This is a genomic window from Streptomyces sp. EDA2-14 (genome assembly GCF_054963755.1).
Window position 1 is genome coordinate 126,123 of the sequence record NZ_JBUEGE010000018.1, and the last position, 11,832, is coordinate 137,954.

Genomic DNA, 11,832 nt, shown 5'->3' on the forward strand with positions numbered 1-11,832 from the left:
TCGCCCGGCCACTTGGAGCCCCACGATGCCCACCCTCCGCAACCACCACAGACGCCGCCGTACCCGCGGCCGCCTGACCGCGCTCGCCGCCACCGTCGCCCTCCTGGCCACCGGCGGCGCGCTCGGGGCGGCCACCGCGCAGGGCGGCGAGCCCGTGATCGCCCCGGCCGTCGCCGAGGACGGCGCCCGGATCGTCGGCCAGAAGTGGCTCGACGAGCGGACCGTCGACCTGACGGTCCGCTCCCCCGCCGTGGGCGCCGACGTGCCCGTACGCGTCCTGCTGCCGGCCTCGTACGCGAGCGCGCCCGAGCGCGAGCGGCCGGTCCTCTACCTCCTCCAGGGCGCGCACGACGACTACACGTCGTGGACGCGCGAGACCGACGTGAAGGACTTCCTCGCCGACAAGGACGTCATCACCGTCATGCCGTCGTCGGGGCCCACCGGCATCCCCACGGACTGGTGGAACCTCGGCCGCGGGGCGCCCGACTACGAGACGTTCCAGGTCGACGAGGTGATGCAGCTGCTGCGCGGGGCATTCCACGCGGGGCCGCGGCGGGCCGTCGCCGGGGTGTCCACGGGCGGCTACGGCGCGCTGGCGTTCGCGACGCGCCGCCCCGGCACGTTCTCCGCCGCCGCCTCGTACAGCGGGATCCTCGACACGACGGCGCTCGGCATGGTCACCGTCGTGAACGCGATCGTGGCCCGCGAACTCAAGCTGCCCAGCACCCTGTGGGGCAGCCCCGTCCTGCACCGCGCGAACTGGAACGCGCACAACCCGTACGCCCTCGCCGAGCGCCTCAAGGGCACACGCCTGTACGTCGCGCAGGGCAGCGGCATCCCCAGCGACGACTTCGGGAACCTCGAAGGCGCCGTCCTCGAAGGCACGTTGTGGAGACAGGCGAAGAAGTTCACCGCGCGGCTCGACTCGCTCGGCGTGCCCGCCCGGACCCATCTCTACGGGGGCGGCTCGCACGCCTGGCCGTACTGGCAGCGGGAGTTCAAGGCGTCGTGGCCGACCCTGGCCGACGGCCTCGGACTGCCCCCGAGCTGACGCCTTCCCCTCCCCTTGCGCTCTCTCACCGTCCAGGAAGGAACGCCATGGAACACGATCCACTCGCGGCCGCCGTCGTGGCGGGAGCCACCCCCGACGAGCTGTCCGCGCTCCCCGTGCCCGCCGACTACCCGGCGGCGCATCTGCGGGCCGACGACGTCGACACGTTCAACGGCGTCGACGACAAGGACGTCCGCAAGTCGATCCACGTCGGGCGGGTGCCGATGCCCGAACTCGCCCCGGACGAGGTGCTCGTGGCGGTCCTCGCGAGCGGCATCAACTACAACACCGTGTGGTCGGCGATGTTCGAACCGGTGCCGACCTTCGCCTTCCTCAACCGGTTCGGCCGCGAGGGCGGCTGGGCGGCCCGGCACGACGTCCCCCAGCACGTCGTCGGCTCGGACGCGGCGGGGGTCGTGGTGCGGGCGGGCGCCGGGGTGCGCCGCTGGCGCGTCGGCGACCGCGTGGTGGTCTCCCCCGCGTACGTCGACGACGAGGAACCGGCGACGCACGCCGACGGCATGCTCGGCGCGGGACAGCTGGCCTGGGGCTTCGAGACGAACTTCGGCGGCCTCGCGCACTACTGCGTCGCCCGCGCCAGCCAACTCCTGCCAAAACCGGTGCACTTGACGTGGGAGGAGGCCGCCGCGAACCCGCTGTGCGCGGGGACGGCCTACCGGATGCTGGTGAGCGACCGGGGCGCCCGGATGAAGCAGGGCGACGTGGTGCTGATCTGGGGCGCGGCGGGCGGCCTCGGCGCGTACGCGGCGCAGCTGGTACGGGCCGGGGGCGGGATCGCCGTCGGCGTCGTCGGCAGCGAGGAAAAGGCCGAGCGCGCACGGGAGTTCGGCTGTCACGTCGTGGTGAACCGGCACGAGATCGGTCTCGACGGCCGGGTGCCCGACGACCCGTCCGTGCCGGGGCGCCGCCTCGGCAAGCTGATCAGGGCGGCCGTCGGCGAGGACCCGCACATCGTGTTCGAGCACGTGGGCCGGGCGACGTTCGGTGTCTCGGTGTACGTGGTGCGGCGCGGCGGCACCGTGGTGACGTGCGGATCGACCAGCGGCTACCAGCACGAGTTCGACAACCGCTACCTGTGGATGCGGCTCAAGCGGGTCATCGGCAGCCACGGGGCGAATCTGGAGGAACAGGCCGCCACACACCGCCTGTTGGAGCGCGGACTGCTGCGCCCGGCACTTACGACGACGTACCCGCTGGAGGAGACCGGAGAGGCCGCCCGCCTCGTCCAGCGCGGCCTGCACACGGGCAAGGTGGGCGTCCTGGCGCTCGCACCCCGTACCGGGCTCGGCGCGCAGACCCCGCACGCGGCCTGAGCCTCCCCGCGGCAGGGGCCGCGTGTGATCAGCGGCGAGTGGCCACGACCAGCCTGCACCGTGGGCTGCCGTCGGGCCGCTCGCCCAGTTCGGGCAGCGCGTGCGGCGCGACGTCGAATCCGGCGCGGTCCAACTCCCGGCGTACGTCGCCGAGTCGGAACGGGCGGTAGTACATGACGAACGGCGGCCGCCACACCGCGTTGCGCACCCGCATCACGCCGTCGAAGCCGAGCATCGCCCAGTAGCCCCACGAGCCGGGAGCCGCCGGCGCGGGCAGCGGGAACGCGAACGTGCCTCCCGGGCGCAGCACGTGGCACACCTCGGAGAACAGTCGCGGCCACGCGCGGGGCAGGAAGTGCCCGAACGCGCCGAAGCTCACCACCAGGTCGAAGACCTCGCCGAAGGGAAGCGCGAGGGCGTCGCCGCGCACGCAGTCGGCGGTCGGTTCGGCGCGCCGCGCCACGTCCAGCATCCCGCCGCTGAAGTCGACGCCCACGGCCCGCCCGGTCCCCGCCGCGCGCAGCACCCGCAGCCCCGCCCCGGTCCCGCAGCACAGGTCGAGCCCGGTGTCGTACGGACCGAGCCCGGCGAGCGCGCGGCCCACCGCGTCGAGCACGACGTCCGGGGTGCGGAACGGGGTGTGGTCGAACTTCGGCGCCAGCAGGTCGTAGCCGCGCTCGACCGAGGACAGCGCCTGCACGGCCAGCTCGCGGAGGGTGGGTCCCTGATCGGTGAACATGGCCGCTCAGCATAGGGCGGCGGCCCGGCGCGGACGGCGGGGCTTGCCGGGCGGCGGGGACATGGTGGTACTGTCGAAGCGGTACATGTGCTCGCCCGTTTCGAGGCGCCGGTACCGAATCTCTCTACTCAGCGCTTCTGGTTCGACGGTCTCCCGTCGCCGCACAGCGCACGTCATCCCTGGTCAGCGGCTTCTGGCGGGCTCTTCACCCGCTGCCGTGCCGCCAGGCTCTCCCCGGCCGCGGGGCGCGCTCCGACGCCCCTGCCCTTCCGCCGGAACCCACCCCTTCCCTGCCTTCGCACGCCTCACGTACCCGCGGCCAGTCCGCGAAAGGACCCGTGATCGCCATGACCACCGCAGCCATGAGCACGACCACCGACACACCCCGCGACACCGCTTCCCGCGATGCCGCACCCCAAGAACAAGCACCCGTCCGCGCCGCCGGCGTCCTCGACATCGGCGGGAACGGGCCCGGTTTCCTGCGGGCGGCCGACCTGATCCCCACGCCTCACGACGTCCAGGTCCCCGCCCAGCTCATCCGCCGACTCGGCCTGCGCAAGGGCGACTTCGTCGAGGGCGTGTGCGGCAGGCCGCACAGCCTCGCGCACGTCGAGACCGTCGGCGGCGCCCCCGCGGACGCGAGCCGCGGCCGTCCGCGCTTCGCCGATCTCACCCCGCTCCACCCCAGCGAGCGCTTCCGGCTGGAACACCCGGCCGCGGGGCTCGCGGGCCGGGTCGTCGACCTGTTCACACCGGTTGGCAAGGGGCAGCGCGGACTGCTCGTCGCCCCGCCGAAGACCGGCAAGACGGTGCTGCTTCAGCAGCTCGCCGCCGCGTTCGCCGCGAACCACCCGGAGGCCCATCTGATGGTGGTGCTCGTCGACGAGCGCCCCGAGGAGGTCACCGACATGCGCCGCTCCGTGCGCGGCGAGGTGTACGCCTCGACGTTCGACCGCCCGGCGAAGGAGCACATCGCGCTCGCCGAACTCGCGGTGGAGCGCGCCAAGCGCCTCACCGAGCAGGGCCGCGACGTGGTGCTGCTCCTCGACTCCCTCACCCGGCTGTGCCGGGCCTACAACAACGCCGCGTCGTCGGGCGGCCGCACCCTGTCGGGCGGTGTGGACGCGGCCGCCCTGTACGGCCCGAAGCGCTTCTTCGGCGCGGCCCGCGACGCCGAGGAGGCCGGATCGCTGACGATCCTCGCCACCGCCCTCGTCGACACCGGCTCCCGCGCCGACGACTTCTACTTCGAAGAGCTGAAGAGCACCGGCAACATGGAGCTGCGCCTCGACCGCACCCTCGCCCAGCGCCGCGTCCACCCGGCCGTCGACCTCACGCCCTCCGGCACCCGCCGCGAGGAACTCCTGCTCCCCGCCGCCGAGTCGGCGGTGGTGGGCGGACTGCGGCGCGCCCTGCAGAGCCGCGATCCGGCCGCGTCGTACGAGGCCCTGCTCGACAAGCTGCGCCAGACCCCGGACAACGCCACGTTCCTGCGCCAGGCCCGGTCCACCGTGCCCGCCGCCTGACTGCGCCCCCGGATGCGTAATACTCGATGTATGAACGCGAGCATTACGCACCGCGGAGGGGCACCCCTCACCGTCCGGCGGGCCACCGCACGGGACGCCCGGCGCCTCACCCGCCTCGTGCGCGGCTCCAAGGCCTACGAGGGCCACTACGCCTCCATGGTCGCGGGCTACCGGGTGGGCCCCGACTACATAGAGGCGCATCACGTCTACGCGGCGGTGGATCCGGCCGACGACCTCGTGCTCGGCTTCTACGCGCTGCTCACGGAGCCGCCGGAGCTCGACCTGATGTTCGTCGCGAACGAGGCGCAGGGCCGGGGCATCGGGCGGCTGCTCGTCACGCACATGCGGGCCCGGGCGCGAGCCGCGGGCCTCGATCACGTCCGCGTCGTCGCGCACCCACCGGCCGAGGGCTTCTACCGGGGGCTCGGCGCGCTGCGCACCGGCACCGTGCTCGCCCGCCCGCCGGCCGTCGCCTGGGACCGGCCCGAACTCGAATTCCCCATCCCCCCGGCCGCCTGAGGGGTTCCGCCCTCGCCCCGCACGGCGCACACTCGTGGGCGTCGGAATGCGGCAAGGAGGCCACATTGGGCAGCAGTGACGCGCGCACCGAGGCGTTCGACGTGATCGTGGAGATCCCGCAGGGCTCGCGGAACAAGTACGAGATGGATCACGAAATCGGCCGGATCCGGCTCGACCGGATGCTGTTCACATCGACGCAGTACCCGGCGGACTACGGCTACATCGACGGCACGCTCGGCGGCGACGGCGACCCGCTGGACGCGCTCGTCCTGACCGGCGACGCCACGTTCCCCGGCTGCGCCATCGAGTGCCGGGCGATCGGCATGTTCGTGATGAGCGACGAGAAGGGTCCGGACGAGAAGATCCTGTGCGTCCCCGCGCACGATCCGCGACGCGACGCGACGCGCGACATAGAGGACATCCCCGAGTTCGACCGCCTGGAGATCACCCATTTCTTCGAGGTCTACAAGGATCTGGAGCCGGGCAAGTCGGTCGACGGCTCGCACTGGGAGGGCCGGGACAAGGCGTACGAGGAGATCGGGCGGGCGCGCGAGCGCGCTTCACGGTAGGTAGTAGTGTGGTCGGGCCGTGGTGCTCGGGAAGACCGGTGACGACCCTTCAGGGGTCCAGTCCGGAGCGGCCCTCGCCACTGTGATCGGGTTTCGGACAGAGTCGTCCGAAGCGCGTCGTTCCATCCTGTACGCCACTGGCGGCCGTCGGCCGCTGGGAAGGCCGGAGCGGCGGGCACGCCCGTAAGCCAGGAGACCGGCCGCGGCATCTCACGAAGTGATCCACGAGGTGCTGGAGCGTGATCGACGCATGACCCTGCCCGGGAACTCCCCGAACTCCCCTGTTTCCCCCTCCCCTGCCTTCCGCTGGCGCCGCGAGGACACGCTGCGCACGGCCGGTCTGATCGCGGTGATCGCCGCGCTGCACGTCGTCGCGTTCGGCGTGCTGTTCCTGCTCGTCGTCCCCGAGCACTACGAAGTCGACAACAAGGCCTTCGGTATCGGCCTCGGCATCACGGCGTACACACTTGGCATGCGGCACGCCTTCGACGCCGACCACATCGCGGCCATCGACAACACCACCCGCAAGCTGATGGCCGACGGCAAGCGGCCCGTGTCGGTGGGCTTCTGGTTCGCGCTCGGCCACTCCAGCGTGGTGGTCGTGCTCGCGGCGCTGGTCGCGGGCGGTACCGCGCTCGCCACCACACTGACGAGCGACGACTCGCCCACCCACCAGGTGCTCGGCGTCGTCGGCACGACCGTGTCGGGTACGTTCCTGTACCTCATCGCGGCGCTGAATCTGGTGGCCCTGATGGGCATCCTGAAGGTCTTCAGGGCGATGCGCGCGGGCTCGTACGACGAGCGGAAGCTCGAAGAGCACCTGGATTCCCGCGGGTTCATGAACCGGATCCTCGGCCGCTTCACCAAGTCCATCACCCGGCCCGGGCAGATGTTCCCGCTCGGCTTCCTCTTCGGGCTCGGCTTCGACACCGCGACCGAGGTGACCCTGATGGTGATGGCGGGCAGCGGCGCCGCGGCGGGCCTGCCGTGGTACGCGATCCTGTGCCTGCCGCTGCTGTTCGCCGCGGGCATGAGCCTGTTCGACACCCTCGACGGCACGTTCATGAACTTCGCGTACCAGTGGGCGTTCTCCAACCCGGTGCGCAAGGTGTTCTACAACCTCACCATCACCGGCCTGTCGATCGCGGTCGCGTTCTTCATCGGCACGATCGAGCTCGTCGGTGTGCTGCACGACAAGCTCGACCTGCGCGACGCGGTCACCGGCTGGATCGCCGGTCTCGACCTCGACAACGTCGGGTACGTGATCGTGGGCCTGTTCGTGGTCGTGTGGGCGGCGGCCATCGCCTACTGGCGCCTGGCGCGGGTCGAGCAGCGGTGGTCGGCGCGGGTCGCCGACGGCGCGTAGCACCGACACCGGGATAAATCGTTTGCCGGGGTGCGCGGCCGACTGCTGCACTGATCCCGACGCGGCAGCCGGCCGCGCGCCCCGAGTGTGAGGACCGATCCATGCGCACTGCAGTCCTGTTCCTTCCGAGGGCCACCGCGAACCCCGCCGTGGCATTCCCTTCCTTCAAGGACATGACTGCCAGTGACACTGCTGAATCTGGGCATTCTCGCGCATGTCGACGCCGGTAAGACCAGCCTGACCGAGCGGCTCCTGCACTCGGCCGGGGTGATCGACGAACTCGGCCGGGTCGACGACGGGAGCACCCGCACCGACTCCCTCGACCTGGAGCGGCGGCGCGGCATCACCATCAAGTCGGCCGTGGTCTCGTTCCCGGTCGGCGACACCACCGTCAACCTCGTGGACACACCGGGCCACCCGGACTTCATCGCGGAGGTCGAGCGCGTGCTCGGCGTGCTCGACGGGGCGGTGCTCGTCGTGTCGGCCGTGGAGGGCGTGCAGGCGCAGACCCGCGTCCTGATGCGGACGCTGCGCCGACTGCGCATCCCCACCGTGGTGTTCGTGAACAAGGTGGACCGTGCGGGCGCCCGCGAGGCCTCGCTCCTCACCGACCTGCGCGGCAAGCTCGCGCCCGGCATGGTCCCGATGAACACGGTGGCGCACGGCCTCGGCGGCCGCGAGGCATGGTGTGTCCCGTACGAGGCCGGGGACGCGGCCCACCGCGCCCGTCTGGTCGATGTGCTCTCCGCCCGCGACGACGCGCTCCTGGAGGCGTACGTCAAGGACGAGGAGTCGGTCACCCACGGGTGGCTGCGCGACGCTCTCGCCGAGCGGACGGCGCGCGGCGAGACACATCCCGTGTACTTCGGCTCGGCGATGACGGGCGCGGGTGTCGACGCCCTCGTGGACGGCATCACGCACCTGCTGCCGCCCGCCGAGGAGAATTGCCAACTCCCTCTCTCTGCACGCGTGTTCAAGGTCGAGCGCGGACCGGCCGGCGAGAAGATCGCGTACGCGCGGGTGTTCACCGGGACGCTGCGCGTGCGCGAACGGCTCGCGCTGCCCGGCGGCGGTGAGGACCGGGTCACAGGGATCCGGGTCTTCACCGACGGCGCGGACACACCACGCACGGAAGCGGGTCCCGGACAGGTGGCGCGGCTGTGGGGACTCGGGGGCGTACGGGTCGGGGACGACCTCGGCGATCCCCAAGTCCCCGTCAAGGAGCACCACTTCGCGCCGCCGACCCTGGAGACGGTGATCGATCCCGAACGGCCGGGTGAGCGCGGCGCCCTGCTCGCCGCGCTCACCCGGCTCGCCGAGCAGGACCCGCTGATCGGCCTGCGGCAGGACGACGTCCGCCAGGAGATCTTCCTGTCGCTCTACGGCGAGGTGCAGAAGGAGGTCGTGCAGGCCACGCTCGCCGAGGAGTCCGGGCTCGCCGTGACGTTCCGGGAGTCGACGCCGCTGTGCGTCGAGCGGCCGACGGGCTCCGGGGAAGCGGTCGAGGCCATGAAGGGCGAGGGCAATCCGTTCCTGGCGACCGTCGGCCTGCGGGTGGATCCGGCGCCGGTCGGCTCGGGCGTCGCGTTCCGCCTCGGCATCGAACTCGGCTCGCTCCCAACGGCGTTCATCAAGGCCGTAGAGGAGACCGTGCACACGACGCTGCGCCAGGGGCTGCTCGGCTGGCAGGTCACCGACTGCTCGGTGACGCTGACGCGCTCCGGGTACGCGCCGCGACAGAGCCACGCGCACGCCGTCTTCGACAAGTCGATGTCGTCCACGGCGGGCGACTTCCGCGGGCTGACACCACTGGTCCTGATGAGCGCACTCACGCGCGCGGGCACGGCGGTGTGCGCGCCGACGCACCGCTTCAGCCTGGACATCCCGGCCGATCTGTACGGGACGGTGCTGCCCGCGCTCACCCGGCTGCGGGCCGTACCGACGGGGCAGCGCACGGACGGCGGGGCGTGGACGACGGTCGACGGGCTGATCCCCGCGGCAAGGGTGCGCGACCTGGAGCGACAACTGCCGTCCCTCACGCGGGGCGAAGGGGTCCTGGACGCCGTCTTCGACCACTACGCCCCGGTGCGCGAGGACGCGCCGCGCCGCTCCCGCACGGACCACGACCCGCTGCACCGCAAGGAGTACCTGCTGCGCGTGGTACGCAGAGCGGGCACGGCCGCGGCGGCTCCGCAAGGGGCTCGTCAGGGGTGAGGGCGGGGTACCCGCGTGGGAGTGGCGTGAAACCAGGCCGTTCGGCCCCCGGACAGGGACCCTCGGCCCGTCCCCCGCCGGGACGCGCGCTGAGACGCTCTGTGTGGCGCCTCCCGTGCTCACGCTCTCCCGCCGTGGAGCATGGTCGAGGCCGGGCCCGGGCCCGCCGTTCGCGGAAGGGGGAGCCGCGTGCGGCGGGCCCGTCCGGGCCGCCGCCCCACGCCGCTTCCGGCTGCGCCGCGCCGCTGAGACAACTCGCGCGCAAAACGGTCCAATCGGAGCGATAAAGTGGCTCGTCAACCCAGACGCGCCCGATCACTCAGGAGTGCCTACGTGTCCGTAGCCATCGACTCGTCCGACGCAGCCTTCCCGTCCGGAGACGACGCCACCGCGGAGCCCGTGCCCGCGCCGGCCGCCGCCCCGGACGGCAGCGCCACCGCGCCCGCGACCGAGGAGACGGCCGAGCCCGGGGACACCGCGAACATGTGGACCCCGCCGACCACCGAGACCCAGGACGCCACCGCCCCCGTGCCGGCCCCGGCCGCCGAGGACTCGTCCGAAGAGTTCTGGACGCCGCCGGTGCCGGACTCCTTCGCCGACGACGCGGCCGCGGACGCCGGGGACGAGGACGACGACCCCGCCCCCGGCGACGTGCCCGAGGCCATCACCCGCGACGCCCACGAGTTCGGCGTCTACGCCCGCACCGGCGGCTGGGCCTTCGCCCTCAAGGTGGCCCGCAGCGTGCGGCCCGGCGGGCAGGCCGCCGGGGAGTCGTCCAAGGTCTCGGCACGGAAGTTCGCCGAGCTGGCGGGCTGCTCCGCCGACCGTGTCATGCGCTTCTACAAGGCGTGGGACAGCGCGGCGGACGACGGCCTGGTCCCCCAGTTCGAGGCCCTCACCCCCGGCGCCGACGTGGAACTCCCGGACGCCGACGTCTGGTTGTCGTACTACGTGTCCCGCAACAGCGCGACCTCGGTGCGTGGCCAGGCGATCACCGCGGCCGCCGAGTCCGAGGGCATCCGCCCGACGAAGGCGCTGGAGGTCGCGGAGAACCCGACGGCGCTGCGGGCCGCGATCCTCGCCGACCCCGGCACCGCCGAGGCCGCCCGCAAGGCGCTGATGGACCGCCTCGACGAGGACCCGGTGCTGCGCACGGGCATGGCGCGCGACATCGTGCGCACGGACGACCTGAAGAAGGCCGTCGCCGAGGAGACCAAGACCGGCGGCCAGCTGGAGTACGTGCGCAGGATCGCGGAGGAGGGGCAGGTCAAGACCCCCGCGGGCCAGAAGATCGAGGCCTCCCCCGAGCTGCGCGAGGAGGCCGAGCGGCACCTGTCCCTCATCGACGAGCTGGACGAGGACGAGGAGGCGGGCGAGTGGGCCCGCGAGGCGTACGACACCGTGCGCACGCTCGTCGCCGAGACCGTCGACAAGGACCCCGAGCTGCGGGTACAGGAGCGCCGGGCGAAGTTCTACAGCAGCCTCCAGAAGGCGACGAAGGCCTTCGAGGAGCTGACGTTCGACGACGTCGAGGAGATCGACGACATCGTCGAGGACGACATGCTGCAGCGCCTGGAGGAGCTGCAGTCGGCGATCGCTTCCTGCATCACGGCGATCCAGTCGGCCCAGAAGAAGGACTGATACCGGTCCGGTGTCACCGATGCCGCCGCGGGGCGACCCGCGGTGGCATCGTGGGGCCATGGCACAGACCCCCCACACCCCGAAGTCCACGGGCCGCCCGGCCCACCAGAACGTCACGTTCGACAGCAACGGCACCACGGCCCACGGCTATCTGGCGCTGCCACCCGCGGGCAGCGGACCCGGCGTCCTCGTCATCCAGGAGTGGTGGGGACTGACCGACCACATCGCCGACGTCGCCGACCGGCTCGCCGCCGAGGGCTTCGTGGCGCTCGCGCCCGACCTGTACGGCGGGAACGTGGCGCACGACTCGGAAGAGGCGTTCCGCATGATGCGGGAGCTGCCGGTGGAGCGCGGTGTGGAACTGCTCTCCGGCGCGGTCGACTGCCTGCTCGCCCTCCCTCAGGTCACCTCCGGCACGGTCGGCGCGGTCGGCTTCTGCATGGGCGGCGGCTTCGTCCTGTACCTGGCCGCCGAGGACCGGCGGGTGAGCGCGGCCGTCCCGTTCTACGGCGTGATCCAGGGCGAGATCCCGGACTTCTCCCGCCTCAAGGCGCAGATCCTCGGCCACTACGGGGAGCGGGACGAGGCGATCCCGCAGGCCACACTCGACGGACTCCGCGAGGCGATCAGGTCTCAGTCGGGCGTGACGGCCGACTTCCGCATGTACCCGGCAGACCACGCCTTCTTCAACGACGGCCGCCCGGAGGTCTACAACGCGGAGGCGTCCCGCAACGCCTGGACCGCAACCCTGGACTTCCTGAAATCCAACATCACCGCTTAAAGCCCCTGCGGCGATTGAGCAGCGGGGTCCGGGGCGGAGCCCCGAGGCGTAGGACCGGACGGCGTCAACCGTCCGGCCCACCCGGGGATCAC

At 72.2% G+C, this 11,832-nt stretch carries 10 protein-coding genes and 1 riboswitch; of the genes, 9 read left to right on the forward strand and 1 reads right to left on the reverse strand.

The window, feature by feature from the left end; translation table 11 throughout:
- Nucleotides 1-25 precede the first annotated feature (25 nt).
- Nucleotides 26-1,051, forward strand: a complete 1,026-nt coding sequence (locus tag ACY34M_RS32485) for an alpha/beta hydrolase (protein WP_462721893.1) — start codon at nt 26-28, stop codon at nt 1,049-1,051.
- A 47-nt stretch (nt 1,052-1,098) separates the two neighbouring features.
- Nucleotides 1,099-2,385, forward strand: coding sequence for a crotonyl-CoA carboxylase/reductase (ccrA, locus tag ACY34M_RS32490; RefSeq protein ID WP_462721892.1), 1,287 nt, complete (start codon nt 1,099-1,101; stop codon nt 2,383-2,385).
- Nucleotides 2,386-2,413: 28 nt separating this feature from the next.
- On the opposite strand, the gene ACY34M_RS32495 is transcribed toward ccrA, so the two are convergent.
- Entirely contained in the window at nt 2,414-3,124 is a 711-nt protein-coding gene (locus ACY34M_RS32495; RefSeq protein ID WP_462721891.1) for a class I SAM-dependent methyltransferase, read from the reverse strand.
- A gap of 362 nt (nt 3,125-3,486) precedes the next feature.
- Between ACY34M_RS32495 and rho the strand changes: the two genes are divergently transcribed.
- The 7 genes from rho (at nt 3,487) to ACY34M_RS32530 (ending at nt 11,740) form a co-directional block, all read left to right on the forward strand.
- Nucleotides 3,487-4,650, forward strand: a complete 1,164-nt coding sequence (rho, locus tag ACY34M_RS32500; protein WP_462722011.1) for a transcription termination factor Rho — start codon at nt 3,487-3,489, stop codon at nt 4,648-4,650.
- 30 nt (nt 4,651-4,680) lie between these two features.
- Complete coding sequence (locus tag ACY34M_RS32505; RefSeq protein ID WP_462721890.1) at nt 4,681-5,169, forward strand: GNAT family N-acetyltransferase; 489 nt, start codon at nt 4,681-4,683, stop codon at nt 5,167-5,169.
- Nucleotides 5,170-5,234: 65 nt separating this feature from the next.
- Nucleotides 5,235-5,738, forward strand: a complete 504-nt coding sequence (locus ACY34M_RS32510) for an inorganic diphosphatase (protein ID WP_462721889.1) — start codon at nt 5,235-5,237, stop codon at nt 5,736-5,738.
- 3 nt (nt 5,739-5,741) lie between these two features.
- A riboswitch (cobalamin riboswitch) is annotated at nt 5,742-5,957 on the forward strand.
- A 31-nt stretch (nt 5,958-5,988) separates the two neighbouring features.
- Nucleotides 5,989-7,104, forward strand: a complete 1,116-nt coding sequence (nicT, locus tag ACY34M_RS32515) for a Nickel transporter NicT (protein ID WP_462721888.1) — start codon at nt 5,989-5,991, stop codon at nt 7,102-7,104.
- Nucleotides 7,105-7,287: 183 nt separating this feature from the next.
- Complete coding sequence (locus ACY34M_RS32520) at nt 7,288-9,318, forward strand: GTP-binding protein (protein ID WP_462721887.1); 2,031 nt, start codon at nt 7,288-7,290, stop codon at nt 9,316-9,318.
- A 333-nt stretch (nt 9,319-9,651) separates the two neighbouring features.
- Nucleotides 9,652-10,959, forward strand: coding sequence for a hypothetical protein (locus ACY34M_RS32525; RefSeq protein WP_462721886.1), 1,308 nt, complete (start codon nt 9,652-9,654; stop codon nt 10,957-10,959).
- A 58-nt stretch (nt 10,960-11,017) separates the two neighbouring features.
- Nucleotides 11,018-11,740: a dienelactone hydrolase family protein gene (locus ACY34M_RS32530; protein WP_462721885.1), complete on the forward strand. Its 723-nt coding sequence runs from the start codon at nt 11,018-11,020 to the stop codon at nt 11,738-11,740.
- Nucleotides 11,741-11,832 lie beyond the last annotated feature (92 nt).

Coding starts and splice junctions, on each gene's coding strand:
- ACY34M_RS32485 (WP_462721893.1), top strand. CDS start 26: ATGCCCACCCTCCGCAACCACCACAGACGCCGCCGTACCCGCGGCCGC.
- ccrA (WP_462721892.1), top strand. CDS start 1,099: ATGGAACACGATCCACTCGCGGCCGCCGTCGTGGCGGGAGCCACCCCC.
- ACY34M_RS32495 (WP_462721891.1), bottom strand. CDS start 3,124: ATGTTCACCGATCAGGGACCCACCCTCCGCGAGCTGGCCGTGCAGGCG.
- rho (WP_462722011.1), top strand. CDS start 3,487: ATGAGCACGACCACCGACACACCCCGCGACACCGCTTCCCGCGATGCC.
- ACY34M_RS32505 (WP_462721890.1), top strand. CDS start 4,681: ATGAACGCGAGCATTACGCACCGCGGAGGGGCACCCCTCACCGTCCGG.
- nicT (WP_462721888.1), top strand. CDS start 5,989: ATGACCCTGCCCGGGAACTCCCCGAACTCCCCTGTTTCCCCCTCCCCT.
- ACY34M_RS32530 (WP_462721885.1), top strand. CDS start 11,018: ATGGCACAGACCCCCCACACCCCGAAGTCCACGGGCCGCCCGGCCCAC.